The 18489-nt window shown below is 67.4% G+C and carries 18 protein-coding genes; 15 read left to right on the top strand and 3 right to left on the bottom strand.

Annotation, left to right across the window (positions count from 1 at the left end):
- Positions 1–20: 20 nt before the first annotated feature.
- Positions 21–974 carry a TAXI family TRAP transporter solute-binding subunit gene (locus V3328_RS23620; RefSeq protein WP_340332190.1) on the bottom strand — a complete coding sequence of 318 codons (954 nt, stop codon included), beginning with the start codon at positions 972–974 and terminating at the stop codon, positions 21–23.
- Positions 975–1133: 159 nt separating this feature from the next.
- Positions 1134–2813 carry a L,D-transpeptidase scaffold domain-containing protein gene (locus V3328_RS23615; RefSeq protein ID WP_340332189.1) on the bottom strand — a complete coding sequence of 560 codons (1680 nt, stop codon included), beginning with the start codon at positions 2811–2813 and terminating at the stop codon, positions 1134–1136.
- Between the two features lie 134 nt (positions 2814–2947).
- Here V3328_RS23615 and V3328_RS23610 point away from each other — a divergent pair, with 134 nt between their 5' ends.
- From V3328_RS23610 to V3328_RS23560, 11 genes are all read left to right on the top strand, one after another.
- Complete coding sequence (locus V3328_RS23610; protein WP_340332188.1) at positions 2948–3889, top strand: hypothetical protein; 942 nt, start codon at positions 2948–2950, stop codon at positions 3887–3889.
- Between the two features lie 110 nt (positions 3890–3999).
- Positions 4000–4323, top strand: a complete 324-nt coding sequence (locus V3328_RS23605) for a hypothetical protein (RefSeq protein WP_340332187.1) — start codon at positions 4000–4002, stop codon at positions 4321–4323.
- Between the two features lie 177 nt (positions 4324–4500).
- Complete coding sequence (locus tag V3328_RS23600; RefSeq protein WP_340332186.1) at positions 4501–5730, top strand: type II secretion system F family protein; 1230 nt, start codon at positions 4501–4503, stop codon at positions 5728–5730.
- 5 nt (positions 5731–5735) lie between these two features.
- Complete coding sequence (gspG, locus tag V3328_RS23595) at positions 5736–6197, top strand: type II secretion system major pseudopilin GspG (protein WP_378759015.1); 462 nt, start codon at positions 5736–5738, stop codon at positions 6195–6197.
- Entirely contained in the window at positions 6172–6660 is a 489-nt protein-coding gene (locus V3328_RS23590; RefSeq protein WP_340332185.1) for a prepilin-type N-terminal cleavage/methylation domain-containing protein, read from the top strand. The genes gspG and V3328_RS23590 overlap by 26 nt, the downstream gene beginning before the upstream one ends.
- A complete protein-coding gene (locus tag V3328_RS23585) occupies positions 6657–7094 on the top strand; it encodes a hypothetical protein (RefSeq protein ID WP_340332184.1) in 438 nt (145 codons plus the stop codon). The genes V3328_RS23590 and V3328_RS23585 overlap by 4 nt, the downstream gene beginning before the upstream one ends.
- The gene (locus V3328_RS23580; RefSeq protein WP_340332183.1) at positions 7091–7801 is read left to right on the top strand and encodes a hypothetical protein; all 711 of its coding nucleotides are present in this window, start codon (positions 7091–7093) and stop codon (positions 7799–7801) included. Before V3328_RS23585 ends, V3328_RS23580 begins: the two co-directional genes overlap by 4 nt.
- Positions 7789–8718, top strand: coding sequence for a type II secretion system minor pseudopilin (locus V3328_RS23575; RefSeq protein WP_340332182.1), 930 nt, complete (start codon positions 7789–7791; stop codon positions 8716–8718). The genes V3328_RS23580 and V3328_RS23575 overlap by 13 nt, the downstream gene beginning before the upstream one ends.
- 106 nt (positions 8719–8824) lie before the next feature.
- Positions 8825–9892, top strand: coding sequence for a PilN domain-containing protein (locus V3328_RS23570; RefSeq protein ID WP_340332181.1), 1068 nt, complete (start codon positions 8825–8827; stop codon positions 9890–9892).
- The gene (gene gspM / locus V3328_RS23565) at positions 9889–10452 is read left to right on the top strand and encodes a type II secretion system protein GspM (protein WP_340332180.1); all 564 of its coding nucleotides are present in this window, start codon (positions 9889–9891) and stop codon (positions 10450–10452) included. The genes V3328_RS23570 and gspM overlap by 4 nt, the downstream gene beginning before the upstream one ends.
- Entirely contained in the window at positions 10449–11096 is a 648-nt protein-coding gene (locus V3328_RS23560; RefSeq protein ID WP_340332179.1) for a hypothetical protein, read from the top strand. Before gspM ends, V3328_RS23560 begins: the two co-directional genes overlap by 4 nt.
- 12 nt (positions 11097–11108) lie before the next feature.
- On the opposite strand, the gene V3328_RS23555 is transcribed toward V3328_RS23560, so the two are convergent.
- Positions 11109–12815, bottom strand: coding sequence for a GspE/PulE family protein (locus V3328_RS23555; RefSeq protein WP_340332178.1), 1707 nt, complete (start codon positions 12813–12815; stop codon positions 11109–11111).
- A gap of 361 nt (positions 12816–13176) precedes the next feature.
- Here V3328_RS23555 and gspD point away from each other — a divergent pair, with 361 nt between their 5' ends.
- From gspD to V3328_RS23535, 4 genes are all read left to right on the top strand, one after another.
- A complete protein-coding gene (gene gspD / locus V3328_RS23550) occupies positions 13177–15387 on the top strand; it encodes a type II secretion system secretin GspD (protein ID WP_340332177.1) in 2211 nt (736 codons plus the stop codon).
- A complete protein-coding gene (locus V3328_RS23545; protein ID WP_340332176.1) occupies positions 15384–15977 on the top strand; it encodes a prepilin peptidase in 594 nt (197 codons plus the stop codon). The genes gspD and V3328_RS23545 overlap by 4 nt, the downstream gene beginning before the upstream one ends.
- A gap of 32 nt (positions 15978–16009) precedes the next feature.
- On the top strand, positions 16010–16558 hold the full coding sequence (locus V3328_RS23540) for a tetratricopeptide repeat protein (RefSeq protein ID WP_340332175.1): 549 nt from the start codon (positions 16010–16012) through the stop codon (positions 16556–16558).
- Positions 16559–16920: 362 nt separating this feature from the next.
- Complete coding sequence (locus tag V3328_RS23535) at positions 16921–18291, top strand: S8 family peptidase (RefSeq protein WP_340332174.1); 1371 nt, start codon at positions 16921–16923, stop codon at positions 18289–18291.
- Positions 18292–18489 lie beyond the last annotated feature (198 nt).

The raw sequence follows: 18489 nt of genomic DNA, 5'->3' as shown, positions 1-18489 counted from the left end.
CCGCGGCGGGCCGGCGGGCCTCAGAGGGCGCCCTGTTCCTTGAAGTACTTCTCGGCGCCGGGGTGCAGCGGGACGCCGACGTCGGCTGCCATGTCGCTGGCGGTGAGGCCGCTCATCGCCTTGGCGATCGAGGACAGGTCGCCGATGTTCTCGGCGAGGTTCTTGGTGACGTTGTAGACGACGTCCTCGTCGAGCGAGCAGCGCGCGATGATGTGCGTCGCGTAGACGATGGTCGGCACGTCCTCGTCGACGCCGGGATAGCTGCCGGCCTTGATCGTGCCGCGCTTGTAGCCGGCGTTCAGCGCCTGCATCTTGGCCAGGCCGTCGTCGGGGATCGGCACCATCTTGATGTCGCGGGCGCTGGCGAGGTCCATGATCGCGCCGGCCGGCACGGTCGTCCCGAGCGTGAAGACCTGAGCGTTGCCGTCCTTCATCAGCGACACCGCATCGGTGTAGGAGCCGAAATTGACCTTCGACAGGTCGTCGTAGGTCATGCCGTAGGCCTCCAGCATGTGGGCGCTGATGGCTTCCGCCGTGTTGCCCCTGGGCTGGATCGAGGCGGCCTTGCCCTTGACGTCGGCGGGCGTCTCGATCCCCGCATCGGCGAGCGCCACCACCTGGAAGTACTGCGGATAGAGCGTTGCAACGTTGCAGGTGTCCTTGGCGGGCCCGTCGAACGGCGGCTTGCCGTTGATGGCGTCGACCGTCGAGACGGAGTTGGCGAAGCCCATGTCGGCCTTGCCGCCCTCGATGCCCTTGACGTTTGCGATGCCGGCGCCGGGCAGCACCTGGACGCTGACGCCGTCGACATTGGATTCGACGATGTTCTGGATGGCGCCGCCGAGCGGGTACCACGAGCCACCCTGCGGGCCGGTCATCAGCTTGATCTGCTGGGCGGATGCGGTCTGCGCGAACAGCGCGGCTGTGCCGGCGACGAGAATTCCGGCGACCAGGTGACGTCTTCCGTTTTCCATCTGCTACCTCCCGATGACGGCTGCTGCCGTGTCTTGTTGAGGGGAGGAGTGTGCAGACCCGATGCCCGAAAAACAACGCCTAATGCATACATTGTCCGGTAAAAAATTGCAGTGCGCCGGCAAAGCCGCCGTATTTCGCGCCGACCGCCGGGATTGTGCTCAGGACTTTTCCTTGCCCTCGAGCGCCTTGGTCAGCCGCAGGTCCTCCTGGTAGGGGTCCCTGGAAAAGCGCACGTTGCCGTTCGAATCGATCCAGGCGGACTGGTAGACGATCATCAGCGGCAACGGATCGATATCCGGGATGATCAGGGTCTCGCGGCGCTCCAGGGTGCGCTCCAGATACTCCTCCGTGCCGATCTTGCGACGCGACAGGATCTGCATCAGGTCGAGGCCGTCGACGACGGCGATGGCTCCCTTCGACAGGCGCACGTCGCAGATCTCGGCGGCCGCGTCGGCCGGCGCGTCAAACAGGTACGCGCCGTCGACGCCGTCGAGGCGGTAGACGAACCGGCCGTACGGGTTCTCGGCGCCGGGCATCAGGCGGAAGCGGAACTTGTCCTTCTCGCGCGACAGCGACGACTTCGGCAGCGACCCCCAGGGCAGGGCGTCGACCGGCATCGCCGCGTCCAGGTAGAGGAGCTGGAAGCCGCGCCGGGCGACGGTTGCGGGATCCTTCTGCAGGAGCGGGAACAGCACGGTCTGGAAATAGTCGTAGGGAACGTCCCAGCTCGGATTGATCACCATCGTGCGCATGCGGCCGGCGACGATGGCGAGATTGTCGCGCGGACAGTTCGGCAGGATCCGCCACTCGCGCACCGCGCCGCCCTCGTCGAGAAGCCGCAGCAGGCCGTCGCCCTTGCTGGCGATCAGCACCCGCTCGGTGATTTCCTCGGGCATCCAGCGCAGCCGCTCCATCGACAGCATGATCTGCTCGATGCGCCGTTCGACCGGGACGTTGAGCGCCAGCAGCGTGCTCTTGTCGAGCTGGCCGGTGACCGGCACGTCGTGATGGAGCTGGAAGGCGCGCAGGCGGATCTCGAGTTCGGAGTCGAGGATGTCGGCGTCGTCGGACGGAGCCTCGTAGCCGTACTCGATGTCGAGCCTCAGCCGGACCGCCGGCAGCCGCTCGTCGCGCTGGCCGACGGCGACGTCGACGCCGCCAGGCAGGTTGCCCCAGCCGCCCTGGTCGCGAATGTCGAGGTAGTTGGCCAGCGCCTTGCGAAGGCGCGAATACTCGATGTTGTACGGCTCCCACGCCGCCATGAAGGACTCGATGTCGTCGAACCGCGCCAGCGCCCGCAGGACATTCTCGCCGTCGATCTCCTTGCGCGGCATGTAGAGGTCCGGATAGACCTTGCGCGGCAGCACCCGGCCGACCTTGACGTCGGCGGAGTAGAGCAGGAAGTGGGCGGCAAACCAGATCTCGATCTCCGCCAGCCGTTCCGGCGAGGCGGTCTGCATTTCCGTTGCGAGATCGGCCAGGAACTCGATCGAGTACCGGCCCGGGTCGAGGCCGTCGTACTCGGCGTCGATCATCCGGGCGACCAGCTGGTCGGCACGGCCGGTGCCGACGAACAGCAGCTCGGCGTCGTCCGCCGCGTAGTAGCGGATCAGGTCGAGCCGGCGGTTCTCGATCGGCAGCGCCTGGCGCTTCTCGTCGCTGAGGATCGCCCGGACGTTGTCGAGGACGGCGCCGGAGCCGGCGGTATCGGTTTGGGCGTGCGCCGGCCCGCCGGGCAGCGCCGCGGCCGCCAGCGCGACGACCAGCGCGATCGCGGCGAAGATCGCTAGGGCGGTGCCGGGACGACCGGCGGCCACGGGACAATTGCGTCGGATCATGTTGGCGCCCTGATGCTCTGTGGTCGCAAGGACGGCCAGCCTAACAGGATTCCGGCATGTCGCCACACGGGGCGCCGGCAAGCATCGCCGCGACCGCCGGCGGAAGGGGGGACACGTTGATCCATCGTCGTGCAATGACCGCAGCCGCGGCCGCCCTCGTCGCCGCCTTCGCCGGCAGCCATGCGGCGGCACAGGGACCGGGCGTCGATGTCGAGAACCGCAGCAGGCCGACGCTGTGCGCGGAGGTCGACAATGTCTACGTCACCCTGGCGGGCGGCGACGTCGACCGGTTCACCGTCACGGCGCAGCATCCTGCCTATATCGGCACGATCGTCGCGGATTCCTCGGCGGCGGACCATGCCAACTGCAATCGCGAGGCCGAGCAGTACTTCGAGTTCGACACCAGGCGGGTGACGCTCTACGAGGACCGCTCGATCTGGCTGATCGGCTACGTCTACGAGCGGTACTGGCTGACCAAGGACGTGCCGGTGCGGGTGGGCGACCGCGTCGAGCACGGCCTGCACATGATCCAGCTCTGGCGCCAGGGGCCGCGCGGGCCGGAGGAGTTCCTGGTGCTCTATCCCCCGGACGGCTACTGGCGGCTGCGGCCGCTGACGCCGGAGCACCTGCATCAGACGGCCTATGGCAGCTCGGTGCTGATCGGACCGGTCGAGGAGAAGCGCCGCCCGGTCGTGGAGATCAGCAGCGTCACCTTCGATCCGCAGGCCCGCGCCTTCGAGCTCACATTCGACCGCGGCGGCAGGGCGACGATCTCCATCGAGGAGGCGGAGGAGTCCGGGACGGTGCTGAACGTCGCCATGGAGGACGTGGAATTTCCGGGCGACCTGGATCGGCAGACGTTCGCGGCCCTGCGCTCGATGTACGTCGCGCCCGGAAACGCGGACGTGTCCGCGGTCGGCTGGCGAAGTGCCGACGACCCGTTCTGGACGGTCGAGCCGCTGCCGGAATTCGGATCGGCCGCCGACGTGCGCGAACTGTGGCTCGGCCGGAACGTGGTTTCGCGCCACAACACCAGCGCGCCGGATATCGTGTTCGGCCGGTTCGAGGGGAAGTAGGCGGCATCCGGCCGGACGACCGAACTGGTCAACCGGGGGGCGCAGCCCCATATCCACGATACGATGCCGACGACAGGCTGCTACCGGGACAACGGGCGATGATAGGTGCCATGACAAACTGGCTGAGCCACCGAAACCTGGGCTTCCCCGCGCCTGCCGGCGGCCATGTGCGCGGGGCCGCGGCAGTCCTCGTTGCGGCGATGTTTCTCGCTTCGGCAGGGGGCGTTTCGGCGCAGTCGACGCAGGCGCCACGCGTCGGGACCACGGTGGTGGTGCCGAACGCCTCGGTGAACCGCACGCCGCAGGCCGACATCTCCATCATGCGCGGCCAGCAGACGCTGCAGAGCAGACAGTTGCAGCAGCAGCGCCTGACAAACGACGTGCAGCGCAGCATCGACAATGCCAATCGCGTCCGCATTCCCAGGGTAGACTGAACGCGTGCAGCGCCGGCTGGCCCAGGCTAGCCGGGCGCTACGACACGCGGATATGCCTCCGGCCATTAGCCGCCGGGCCCGCACGGGCTGGCAATGGCGCCCGCATGGTGGCAAAACTCGACTTCGTTTCCAAACGGGGTCAGTGTCTGCGCGCAACAAGGATCCAGACCGCGCCCGATGCCGAAGTTCAGTTACAAGGCCCTCGATGCCTCCGGTGAACTGCTCGCCGGGGAGATAGACGCCGATTCCCGCGGCGACGTCTTCGGACGCCTGGAAACGCTTGGCCACATGCCGATCGAGGCGACCGAGCTCAAGGCCGGGGCCGGCTCGAAGGCGGGCGGCTTCAAACTGTTCGGATCGCTGCTCGGGTCCGGGCCCGGCCGCGATGAAATCACCGAAATCACGCGAGACCTGTCGATGCTCCTGAAGGGCGGCGTCAGTCTCCACGAGGCGCTGGAACTGCTGTCGCAGATGGGTGGCAAGGCGCCGGCGCGGCACCTCATGTCCACCCTTCAACGCGACATTGCGCAAGGCAAGAGTTTCGCGGAATCGCTGGCGGCGCATCCCGACGTGTTTCCGCCGACCTACGTGAAGATGGTCGAGGTGGCCGAATCCTCCGGGACGCTCGAGACCACCCTGGAGACGATCGCCCAGGATCGCGCCCGATCCGAAGCGCTGCGCCGGCGCGTCACGTCGTCGCTGACCTATCCGGCGTTCCTGGTCGTGGCCGCCTGCGGCGTCTTCATTTTCGTGATGACCGGAGTGATACCGGAGTTCGAACGGGCGCTGTCCGGCTTCGCCGACAAGCTCGATCCATCGGCGAAGACCATCTTCGCGATGTCCCGCTTCGTGCGCGGCAACCTCGACGTGCTCGGCATCGTCCTCGCCTCGATACTGGGCGGCGGGCTGCTGCTGTTCCGCAACAAGACCTTCATCGGATTCCTGATCCGGATGCTCGGACGCATTCCCGGGTCGCGGCTGATCGTGCAGTACCAGCAGACGGTCTTCTTCTGCTCGACCCTCGGCACACTTCTGGGCAGCGGCGTCGACATCACGTCTTCGCTCCGGCTGGTGCGGGACCTGTTCAGGGATCCGCGCGCCGCCGAGAAGGTCGATCACCTCATCGCCGAAGTGCGGCAGGGGCACCGGGTCAGCGATTCGCTGGCGGGGCTCAACCTGTTGCCGCAATACGTGATTCCGATCCTTCGGGTGGGCGAGGAGGCCGGCGAACTCGACACCATGGCGCTGAGGATCGGCGGTTTCTACGAAGACCGACTTGACAGGGCACTCACTCGCCTGACATCCATACTCGGACCTACTATCCTAATGATGGTGAGCCTGATGATCGCCTGGCTCATCGTGACCGTCATCACCGCCCTAATAAGTGTCAACGATCTACTGGTTTGAGCGTGCTGAAGATATCGCAACCCAAATGGCGGAAGACGGGGGCGAATAAAACGAAGCGGGACAAGCGCGGTGGGTTCACGCTCATCGAGCTTCTGGTCGTGCTCGTCATCCTGAGTCTGATTCTCGGGCTTGTCGGGCCGAGGGTCCTTTCATACTTGTCCGATGCCCGGTCGAAATCGGCCGGACTCCAGATCGAGTCGATGACCTCGGCACTCGATCTGTTCTATCTCGATACGGGACGCTACCCCACCACTGCGGAGGGCCTGGATGCCCTGGTGACGCGCGTGCCGAACGTGGACAGGTGGAACGGTCCCTATCTCTCCCAGACATCCGTTCCGCTCGATCCCTGGGGAAATCCCTACGAGTACCGGGCACCCGGTGATGACGGTCCCTATGAAATCATCTCTCTCGGCTCCGACGGCCGAAAGGGAGGTTCCGGGGATGCATCGGATATACAGAGCAAGTAGACCTTTCCGACCGGACGACGGCTTCGCCCTCATCGAAATGGTGGTGGCGCTCGCCATTTTCGGCCTCGTCGCGAGCCTCGTGCTGCCCCGTGTCGATCGCGATCCGGGGCCCGCGGCGCTCGAGGCGAAGGCCTACGAGATCGCCGCCATCTTCAGGGACGACCGCAACGCGGCGATGCTCGGCCGACGCGAGATCGTCAGCCAGATCGATCTCGACCGGCGCATCGCCATCTCCGGATCGCGCAGCCATGCGGTCCGCGTGCCCGACACCGTGGCGATCGACCTCGTCCAGTCGGAAGCGGAGGTCGTGCCCGGCGGCGGAGGCATCCGCTTCTATCCCGACGGTCAGGCGTCCGGCGGCGCCGTCACCCTGCACAGGGGCACCTACGGCTACCGGATCAGCGTCAACTGGCTGACCGCCGCGGTAGACGTGTCGCCGGTGGCCGCGGTGGCCATGCAATGATGACCCATGCGAGGGCCACCAGGCTGCTGCGGCGGGCCGGCGCCGGACTGGCCGGCCGGCTGAGGGGCCGGGGCGGCTTCCTGCTGCTCGAAACCCTGGTCGGCGTGACGCTGATGGCGTTCATCCTGTCTGTCCTGCCGGCCGGCGTGGTGATGTCGCGCAAGACCATCCAGAAGTCGGCCGATATCGTCGGCGCGCGGCTGGTCGTCGAGGCCGTCCTGGTCAACGAGTTCTCGGGACAGAACCTGCAGCCCGGCGCGCGCAGCGGCGAACTGGACGGCTATCAGTGGGCCTCGATGGTGCGGCCGCGCGTCGACCTCGAGAAGGCCTACAAGGGCCGCGGCTGGGTGCCCTACGACGTGAGCGTGGCCGTTACGATCCCGAATGGGGCGCGCCTTAAGGTCGAAACCCTGCGGCTGGGGAAGGGACGATGACCAGTTCCTGTTCCAGGGCATCGGCGGCCCGACGGGCGCGCGACAGGCGCGGCGGCTACATCCTGTTCGAGGCTCTGGCGGCGCTCGCCCTGTCGGGGCTGGTGCTGGCCGCCGTCCCGGTCGCCTCCGGCCTGCTGATCCGCAACTGGGAAAAGGCGACGTCCAGTTCCGACACGCTGGACAGGCTGTCGACCGGCCTGTCCGTGGTGCGGCGCGAACTGTCGGTCCTGCAGCGGGCGCGCTGGCCCGGCAAGCGCCGGGAGGACGGCGCCATGGCGTTTCGCGGCGACGCGGAGACGCTCGGTCTGATCCTGCCGGCAGGCGCCGTCCGCACGGCGCCGGGACAACACGGCGGCGACCGCATCGTGATGTTCACCGCCGTCAACGAGGAGGCCGGCGCCAAGCTGATGCGCGGCTCGATCGCCTATCAGCCCGGCACCGACGGCTTCGAGGACATCAAGCTGGAGGATCCGGTGATCCTTCTCGACGGTCCATGGCGCTACAAGTTCTACTACGCCCGCGACAACAAGGGGCAGCTCGAGTGGCTGGAGTTCTGGGAGTCGGTGGAACAGCTTCCGCTGGCCATCCGGCTCGACGTACTCAACTTCGCCACCGGCATCCGCGTGCTTCCCCCGATGATCGTGCAGCTGCGCGTCGACGGAGATGCGGGCTGCATCAACGAGGAGGCCGGTCCGTGCGGGTTCTGAGCCACAGGCGCCGGGATGGCGGCTATGTGACCGTGCTCGTGCTGACGGTCGCAGGGCTGCTCGCCGCGCTGGTCTCGGCAACGCTGCACGTCTCCAGGCCGAGCTTCGGCCAGGCGGTGATCAATGCCGACGAGCTGCAGGTCAACGGCCTGCTGGAGGCCGGCGTCGCGGCGGTCGGATACGCCCTGTTCGCGGGCAAGACCACAATCAAGGACGTCGACGGCCAGATCCTGCCCTTCGAAACCGGCGCGATCCGGCTGTCGGTGAAGTCGGAGGCCGGCCGCATCGACCTGAACGGGGCGCACCCGAAGCTGCTCGCCGGCGTCTACATGCTGGCCGGCGGCGGGGCGATGCCGCCGCAGACATTCGCCGCGCGCATCCTCGACTGGCGGGACACCGACGACAAGGCGCGGCCGGGCGGCGGCGCCGAACGCGACGAGTACCAGGGGCTCGGGCTGGCCTACGGCCCGCGCAACGCGCCGTTCCAGTCGGTCAGCGACCTGCGGTTCCTGCCGGGCATGACCGAAGAGGAAGCCGATGCGATGGAGCCCTACCTGACGGTGTTCAATCCGGACGGCCTGATCGATCCCGCCAGCGCCGACACGCCGGTGCTGATGGCGATCCCGGGGATGACCCCCGGGCAGGCCACCGCAATCGTCGAGATGGCCCGCAACCCGGAAGCCAGCCCGCAGGAATTCAGGCAGCAGATCCGTCCGTTCCGGACCTTCCTGACCCCCGAGGCGCCGGAGGTCTACCGCGTCAGGGTCGAGGCCAGGCTGACGAACGGCTTCGCCAAGTCCGCCGAGGCGGTGATCATGGCCGGCGACAGGGAAGTTCCCTATCGGACGCTGTCCTGGCGCGATATTCCCGGCGCGCTCGCGCTGCCCGAACAGACCCCGGTCACGGGTGCGTCATGACGAGGGCCGAGCCATTCGTCTGCCCGGCAGGTCCCTGCGCTGAACTGGAGCGCGGCGGACGGCTCGGATATCTTGCGCCCGGATTCGGGCGGGCGGACGGTCGGCGATGATCAGCGTAAGCGGTCTCTACAACGGGTGGATCGAGGAACTGGCGCGGATCGCCGAGCCGCTGGTCCAGCGCAGTGGCGGCCGCCCCGCCTACGTCGTCGTCCAGTCCGGCGGCGGATACGGCGTGCTGCGCCACGGCCGCAAGGGCATGAACGACCTGGGCCCGCTCGACCCGCAGTCGGCCGCCGGCGCGAGCCTGCTCAAGAAGATGAAGAACCAGCAGGTCGAACTGCGCCTCGACCCCGATCAGGTGCTCGACAAGCACATCGGCCTGCCGGCCGCGGGACAGCAGTACATCGAGGCGATCCTGCGGCACCAGATCGAGCGGCTGACGCCCTGGTCGGCCGACAACGTCGCCTTCGACTACGTCGTCGGCGAAGGGATGGCGAGTGACGGGCAGGTGCCGATCCGCCTCGTCGCCACCGCCCGCGGTACGGTCGCCGAGGCGATCCGCCCGTTCTCCGAGGCGGGCGTCAGGCTGGAGCGCGTCGGCACCGCCGGCGATCCGGTCGGCGAGGCAAGCCCGGTGGATCTTCAGGATTCCGGCAAGGCGGAGCGCGTGTCGGCGCTGCGGCGGACCGTCTCCCTGTCGCTGGCCGCCGCCGCCGTCGTGCTGATCGCGCTGGGCGGCCTGCAGAGCTGGCGCGCCTACGTCGCCGCGCAAGAGTTCGACGAGGTCCAGGACGCGGTCGACCGTCGCCGCGCCGTGATCGCCGAGGCGGTGGCGCGCACCACCGCCTCCGACGAGTACCGGGCGCTGTCGGCGCGCAAGTCGTCTTCGCTGCCGATGGTCGTGCTGCTGGACGAGTTGTCGGCCACGATCCCCGACAACACCTACCTCACCGAACTGAACGTCGAGGGCAACACGGTCAGGATCAACGGCGTATCGAGGGAGGCGCCGGCGCTCATTTCGCTGCTGGAAGACGCGGACGCGCTCGTCGATGCCCGTTTCGCCGCGCCGACCACGCGCGCCGAAAGCGGCAAGTCCGACACGTTCCAGATCGTCGCGCAGATCGGTGCGCCGGCCGACGCCCCCGTCGATGCTGCAGCGGGTGCTGGCCAGTGAGCGCCTCCTTCGACAGCCGACGCTTCGCCGCCGTCGCGGTGCTCGCCGTGCTGCTGCTGGCCGGCATCATCTGGATCGTCTGGGCGACGCTCGCCATCGGCGCGATCGAGGAACGCACAGAGCAGCAGCGCGCCCAGCTCGAGACGCTGAGCGAGCGCACCCGAGAGCTGTTCGCCAGCGGCGGCGCCGACGGCCCGGAGACGAAGATCAGCGTCTATTTCGCCGGCGACACCCCGGCGATCGCGGCGGCGGCCGTCCAGAGGACCGTCGACGAGATCGTCGACGACGCCGGCGGACGCGTCGTGGAAAGCCAGATCCTGCCGGTGGAGCAGGGCGCCGACCCTGCCCACCGCATCGACCTGCGGGCGTCGTTCGAAGCCGACATCGATGCCTTCCAGGCGGCGCTCTACAACATCGAGACGCATCTGCCGATGATGATGATCCGGTCGATGTCGGCCCGCTCCTTCACGGGGCGCGGCGCCGGCAACGCCGAGGACGAGAATCCGACCCTGCAGATCTCGCTCGTCGTTTCCGGCTTCTGGGCGGCCGACGAAGAATGAGCCGTCCGACGTCCTCCCGTGTCGGCCCGGCGGGCCTTGCCCTGATCGCGGCCCTGGCTGCCTGGCCGATGCTTGCCTGGCCCGTCCAGGCGCCGGCGCAGGAACGCAGCCGGCAGGAGCAGGCGCGCGAACAACGGCAGTCGCGCGACCGGGCGCAGGAGCGGGAGCAGGAGCAGGAAGAGGCCCCCGCGACCGATGCGAACTCGGGACTGCTGATCGGGATCATGGGCGACCGGGGCCTGGAGGATTTCACGTCGACCCGGGAGCGGCCCCTGTTCACGCCGGCGCGGCATCCGCCGCTGCCGCCGCCACCACCGCCGCCGCCACCGCCGCCGGCTCCCCCCAAGGCGCCGAAGGTGAAGAAGGAGAAGCCGCCGGAGCCGCCGTCGCTGCGCCTGGTCGGCATCGTCATCACCGACGAACAGCAGCTTGCGCTGCTGATCGACAAGGAACGCAACGTGCGCCGGCTCGGCGTCGGCGACGAGTTCGACGGGTGGTCGCTGTCGAAGATGAACGCCAATTCGATCGAGATGAAGCTGAAGAACGAGCGGCGCGTCTACAAGATGTTCCAGCCCGAGGACGAAGCCGGCAATCAGCTGCCGTTCGACAACCGGGGCCGGCGGCGGCGCGGCCGCAGGAGATAGCCGCAGGCGCGATCAGGTGGTGACGCGCAGCACCTCGGCGACGGCGGTCTGTCCGGCACGGCACTTGGCCAGTCCGTCGTCCAGCATCAGCGTCATGCCCGCTTCCCGGGCGACGCGCTGGATTTCCGCCGTGTCGGATTCGTCGTGGATGTAGTGCCGCAGCTTGGCGTCGAACTTCATGACCTCGAAGATCGCGATGCGCCCCCGGTACCCGGTGCCGCCGCACCAGTCGCAGCCGCCGGCCTGGTACAGGGTCTCGCCCTCCTGCAATTTCAGGAGGCCCCGCTCGATAAGCGATTCCGTGGCCGCGTCGTCCGGATCGGCCGGCTTGCGGCAACGCTCGCAAAGGCGACGCACCAGGCGCTGCCCGACCACGCAGCGCAGGGCGGACGCCAGCAGGAAGCTCTCGACCTTCAGGTCAAGCAGACGCGCCACCGCGTCGGCGGCGTTGTTGGTATGCAGCGTCGTGAGCACCAGATGGCCGGTCAGCGCCGCCTGGATGCCGATCGAGGCCGTCTCGGAGTCGCGCATCTCGCCGACCATGATGATATCGGGGTCATGGCGCAGGAACGATCGCAGCGCGCTCGCGAAGGTCAGGTCGATGGCCGGCTTGATCTGGGTCTGGTGGATGCCGGGGACCTGATACTCGACCGGGTCCTCGACCGTCATGATCTTGCGCTGCGGGTCGTTCAGGTAGGTCAGCGCGGCGGCGAGCGTGGTGGTCTTGCCGCTGCCGGTCGGGCCGGTGACGATGATCATCCCGTAAGGCTCGGCGAGCTGCTGCTCGAGCGCCTTCAGGTCGTGCGACGCCATGCCGAGCTTGGTGAGATCGAGCGCGCGCGATTCCTTGACCAGGATACGGATGACGACCGCTTCGCCGTGCAGCGTCGGCGCGGTGGCCACGCGAAGGTCGGCTTCCGTGTTGACGATCTTCACCCGGGCGCGGCCGTCCTGCGGCAGGCGCCGTTCGGCGATGTTGAGGCCGGCCAGGATCTTGACGCGCGAGACGATGGCGCGCGCCATCCGGCTCGGAAGGGTCTGATGGGGCCGCAGGAATCCGTCGACGCGCAGCCGCACGCGCACCGCATCGCGAGCCGGCTCGATATGGATGTCGGTGGCATTCAGGTCGATCGCCGCCTCGAGCATGGCATCGACGGCCTGGACGACGGGGGCGCCGCGGGCAAGGTCGCGCAGCCGCTCGAGGTTCTCGTCGTTCGCCGCCTCACCGTCATATTCGGCGGCGGCGGCCTCGTCGTCGTTGGCGATCTCGCCGGGCCGCTCGGTGTCGCGCTCGAACAGCATGGCGATGTCTTCGAAGGCGACGACGTGGAGGGACGGCTTGCGCCCGAGCGCCAGGCTCATGGCGCGGACCGCCTCCCCGTTCGCCGGATCGGCGATGGCGAGCGCGACCTGCCCGTCCTGTTCGAACGGGAAGATCCAGGCATCGCGCAGGTATCGCCGGGACAGGCCCTTCTTGACCGCGGGCCGTCCGGTCACCGCGTCGACGCGGACCCTCTCGAGGCCGTGGAACGCGGCGATCGCATCTGCCAGATCGGTGCCGGTCAGGATTCCCTCTTCCCAGAGCGTGGCGTAGGACTGCCGCGCCGCAGGGTCGAGGCGCGCAAGTGCGTCCCAATCGACACGGTCGGAAAACTCTCTGGAATTCCTCAGGAAAGCGACGAAGGTGTCGTCGACATCCAGAGCCGGGTTCGCTATCATCGCGATCGAGTACAGATGGTCCGTTGCGTCCGCCTACACACATAGTTCGCAGACGACGACGTGGCAATAAAACAGGGCGGGGTGTTTTCACCGGTGTGACAGGGGAAGCGACGGCCACAAGAACGCCAGAATAACAAACATCTGTTCTCGGACTGACATTTCATCGGGGCTTCTCAGGTATCTGGTCTGCGATTCGGGGCGCTTGTTTTCAAGCCCGCCCGATGTCGTTAAACGCTGTTGTCCGCGATTCCATTTGTTGGTCGGCGGATATCCGGCCGGGCATAGAGGGTTGAGTACGTGTCGAGTTTTGCCAGGCCCAGCAGCGGGTTCTTCCTCAGGTGAGGAGGTGACAGAGGATTAAATGCACCTGAGGTTCGTATCTCGTCTCCTAGTGCTTGTCGCTCTCTGCCTGTCAGCGGTGTCCTGCCAGACGACCGAGGACCTGCTCTCCGTGCGCGGGTCGGGGCCGCGGCTGTTCGGCTCGGTCCTGAATGCCGACCTCGACGCGCGCCAGGCCGATCCCGGCGCCGAGACGGGCTACGGGATACAGCGCGTCGACGCCACCGGGCAGGTCTACGATCAGGTCTACCCCGGCACCGGCACGGGCGGCACCGTCGGCGGCACCTATCCCGCAGGCCAGGGCGAGGCCGCTCCTGGCGGCGGCGGCAGCTACCGGCTGAATTTCGAGAACGCCCAGATCCAGGACGTCGTGCGCGCCATTCTCGGAGATGCGCTGGGCGTCAACTACGTCATCGATCCCGAAGTGTCCGGCCGTGTCTCGCTGGCATCGGCCCGGCCGGTGTCCCGCGATGACCTGATCCCGATCCTGGAGTCGATGCTGCGCATCAACGAGGCCGCTCTCGTTACGGAAGGCGCCGTCTACCGGGTCGTCTACGATACCGATGTCGGCAATCTCAGCATCAGCCGCGGCCAGCCCGATGCGGGCTTCGGCCTGACGGTTCTGCCGCTGCAGCACGTCTCCGCGCAGACGATGATGGGCCTGATCGACGGTTTCGTCACCCGGCCGGAGTCGATCAAGGTCGAGGTGTCGCGCAACCTGCTGCTGATCGCCGGCACGGCGTCGGAACGCCGAACGGCCGTCGAAACGGTCCTGAGCTTCGATACGGACTGGATGGCCGACCAATCGGTTGCGATCTATCCGGTCCAGTCGGTGCGGGCGGAAACGATCATCCCGGAACTCGAGAGGATCTTCGAGACGCAGGACGGGCAGCCTGGCGCAAATCTCATCCAGTTCATTCCGATGGCGCGCCTCAAGGCCGTGCTGGTGGTATCGCAGCGAAACGACCTCATCCGACGGGCGGGAACCTGGGTCAAGCGCCTCGATCAGGTGAGCCCCGCCGTCGAGCAGTCCGTCTACGTGTACCGGGTGAAGTACCGGGATGCGAAGCTGCTGGTGGAAATCCTCAGCGGCGTGTTCGGCGGCTCCGTCGTCAGCACCAGCGCCCAGAGCCCCGGGGCACAGGTCCAGCCCGGCCTCGAGGCGTTCCAAAGCGGCACCGGCGCCGAAGACGGGTTCCCGGAGGACGACGAGGACCTCGAAGTCGATCAGGCCGCAAATTCTGAAGGGAACACCTTCGATCTCGTCACGCAGACGCCGCCGTCGCTGGGGGGAACGGACCTGTTCGCGAGTTCGCCGACCTCGAGCGGAACCGGCGGACCGCGCTTCAGCGCCGACACCGCGAACAATTCGATCGTCATCTACGCGGACGGAGAGACCTATCGGAAGATCCTGACGGCGCTGCGGCAGATCGACGTGCCACCGCTGCAGGTCGCCGTGAACGTGGTGATCGCGGAGATACGGCTGAACGACGAACTGCGCTACGGCGTCCAGTATTTCGTCAAGAGCGGCAGCGTCGGCCTGAAGGACAATGTCGGGTCGGTCGGCCTCTTCAATTCCGTCGCCAACACGATCAGCCGCGAGCTGCCCGGCTTCAACTTCGTGATCGGCAGCGAACAGAGCCCCGACGTGATCATCTCGGCCTTCGACAAGATCACCGACGTCTCGGTCCTGTCCTCGCCGTCGCTCGTCGTCCTGGAGAACCAGGCCGCGACGCTCCAGGTCGGCGAGGAAGTGCCGGTCACCACGCGGCAGTCGCAGTCGAACATCGATCCCGATGCACCGACGGTGAACGAGATCGAATACCGCGACACCGGCATCATCCTGAACGTGACGCCGCGGATCGCCGAGAACGGCGTCATCTCGATGACCATCCAGCAGGAGATTTCGGACGTGTCGTCGGGCGCCTCGACGCTGTCGCCGACGTTCACCAAGCGGCGGATCTCGAGCACCGTGTCGATCGCCAGCGGCCAGACGGTCATGCTGGGCGGACTCATCGCCGAAAACCGGGAGAGCAACGATACCGGCATTCCGGTGCTGCATCGCCTGAAGGGCGTCGGCGACCTGTTCGGCAATACCGAGAAGCGCTCCGACCGCAACGAACTGATCGTGCTGATCCGGCCGACGGTGATCCGTCAGGCGCAGGATGCCCAGCATGTCGCCGAGGAACTGAGGTCGCGGATGTGGAACATGCAGCGTTCGGCGAACCAGTGACTGCAGGTTTGGCGAGAGTGTCGCCGTCGGCGCGCCGGCAGCTGGCCGCCGCCGCGATCGGGGCCGCTGCAGGGGCTGCGGCCGCGGCGCCGCTGCTGCCGGCTTCCCATGTCTTCGGCTCCGCGGTGCTGTGCGCGGCGATGGCCGCCATCGCCTACGACGACGCGCTGCGGCTTCGGGTGCCGGACCGCTGGGTCTACGGGGCGCTGGTGACGGGCATCGCGTGGAATGTCGTGCTGCGGCTGCGCTCCGAATACGGCCTGCCGGCGGCGGTGGGGATACCGCTCCTGTCCGCGATCGTATGCGGCGGCGCGTTCCTGGCGGTTCGCGAGGCATTCTACCGGCTGCGGGGTGTCGACGGGCTCGGCTTCGGCGACGTCAAGCTCGCTGCGGCGGGGGGCGCCTGGCTCGGCTGGGAGGCCTTCGCCTTCGCCGTGGTCGTCGCGGCGGCTGGGGCGCTCGGCTTCGTCGGCGCAGCCGCGCTGCGCGGGCGCAGGTGGGACGCCTCGCGGCGGCTGGCCTTCGGGGCGTTTCTGGCACCGGCGATCTGGGCAGTGTGGATTGCCTGGCAGATCGCCGGGAACGGTTGACGGAACCTGGGTACGTGCCGATGATTCCACGGATGAGCATTCAGCAGCCGAGCGGAAGTCGCCTGCGGAGCCTGGCGGCGGCGATTGCACTGCTCGTGCCGGCGGTGGTGCTCGGGACGAGCGGCGAGGCGGCCGCCGGCGGCTTCGAGGTCGGCATCGCGGCGTATGACCGCGGCGACTATTTCAGCGCCGTCAGGCACTGGCGGCCGCTGGCGGAGACCGGGGACCCGAAGGCGCAGACGGCGCTCGGCCTTGCTTACTATCACGGCCAGGGCGTGCCGCAGGACTACGGCGAGGCGGTGGTCTGGTACCGCAGGGCCGCCGAACAGGGCTATCCCTACGCGCAGGGCCTGCTGGGCTACCTGTATTTCATGGGGCAGGGGGTCAGCCAGGACTACATCGAAGCCCATCTGTGGCTGAACCTCGCCGCAGCCGGCCTGCCGCCGGGCGACGAGCGCGAACTGGTGATCACCCGGCGCGGCTACGTGCAGACGCAGCTCAGCCCCCAGGAACTGCATGACGTGCAGCAGCGGGCGGCGCAATGGCTCCCCGCGCCCCCGGTGCCGGAGGACGTGCAGTAGGCTTGCCGTCGCCTTTCTGCAGCCTGTACTGACGGCGCGTGCACGGTCACTGCCGGCCGTTCCGGACACACAAACGAAACGAACGTCCCCGTAAACTCGCGAACACGCTTGCGGGAGGTTCCCGGATTGCCGTTGTCCAACCGGTCCGGCATGGCTATGTTCATGAACTGTTTCAAGAACCGTGCCATACGGATGAGCAATTGCGGCAGCACGGGGTTTGCAAGGCATGCCGAGCGGGCGACTGCCGGCGAACCAGTCCGCGCGATACAGGGGTGAAGTTGATGACGTCTTATTCAGGTCGGGCCGGCCGCGAGATCGCGGGTGCCAGGACAACAGCCAGATTCGGGCTCGCCGGATTAGGAGTGGCGATCGCGGTGATTGCAGGCGGCGTTGCCGGTTCGGCAAACGCGGGGGCGATGACACGCGCGGAGATCTTCGTTGGCGACGGTGAGGGCGGATCGGTCCGTTCCGACGCCGACCGGCTCCTGGCCGCGGCGGAAACGCGCGGCGCCATCCCGATCATCGTGACGCTGCGCACCGATTTCGCGCCGGAAGCCGAGCTTTCGATGTTTGCCGCCGCCAACCAGCGCACGGCAATCGCCAGCCTGCAGGACCGGGTCCTGGCCCGGGTGCCTAGCGAAGAGAACGTGAAGACCTTCAAAACCGTCCCGATGGTGGCGATGACCGTCAACGAGCGCGGCCTGCAGGCGCTCCTGTCGGATTCCAACGTGGCCGCGATCCACGAGGACATTCCCCATCCGCCGACCCTCGACGAGAGCGTTCCCATCATCAAGGCCAACAAGGTCTGGAAGCGCAAGGGCAAGACCGGCAAGGGCTGGACCGTCGCGGTCCTCGATACCGGCGTCGACCGCGGACACAGGGCGTTCAGGAACAAGATCGTCTCGGAAGCCTGTTTTTCCACGAACAGCCCTGTAGATAACGCCACGTCGGTCTGCCCGCGCGGCGTGAGCGCCTCGACGAAGAGGAAATCGGGCAAGTACTGCGATCTCGCCGTCGAGGGTTGCGACCACGGCACGCACGTCGCCGGGATCGCCGTCGGCAATCCGAACAACAGGTTCAAGGGTGTCGCAAAGGGGGCGAAGCTGATCCCGATCCAGGTCTTCACGCGCTTCGAGAACAGTTCATTCTGCACCTTCGGCGATCCGTGTGCCCTCAGCTTCACCAGCGACCAGATCGCCGGGCTGGAGCGAGTCTTCCAGCTTCGCAACAAGTTCAAGATCGCCTCAGTCAACATGAGCCTGGGCGGCAGTCCGGTGACCGGCGCCTGCAAGACGGATCCACTACGTCCGATCATCCAGAATTTGCGCTCCGCCAAGATCGCCACGGTGATTGCCTCGGGCAACAATTCTGCTACCGGCGCGATCAGCGCGCCGGCCTGCATCCCGGAGGCAATAGCCGTCGGCGCCACCGACAAGGACGACACGATCGCACCGTATTCGAACCAGTCCAAGCTGGTCGACGTGATGGCGCCGGGTTCGGATATCCACGCCCCGGTGCCGAAGAACAGCTACGGCACCAAGAGCGGCACCTCGATGGCTACGCCGCATGTGGCGGGCACCTGGGCCGTGCTCAAGCAGCGCCACAAGAATGCCAGCGTCAGCCAGATCGAGAAGGCGCTGGAGTGCACCGGCAAGAAGGTTCGCGATCGTGGACCAGGGAAGCCGCGCATCGACGTGCTGAAGGCCTACGGCAAGGTCAAGAACGGCTGCTGACCGGCCATCCCCTGGAGAGTTCGGGCCCCTGGAGAGTTCGGGCCCCTGGAGAGTTCGGGCGGCGCCGATCGGCGCCGCCTTTTTTGTGGCGTCGCCGCTTGGCGCCGGCCTCGGCGCCCTGCGAAATCAGGTGCGGGAATAAGTGGAATCGCTTTGCCGGCGAGGTCGAGCGGCACCCGGATCCCCCGAAACCTGCCG

The sequence above is a fragment of the Microbaculum marinum genome, assembly GCF_037855135.1.
GTDB lineage: Bacteria > Pseudomonadota > Alphaproteobacteria > Rhizobiales > Tepidamorphaceae > Microbaculum > Microbaculum marinum.
The sequence above is the reverse complement of the archived record's forward strand: the minus strand, read 5'-3'. Positions and strand labels throughout refer to the sequence as shown.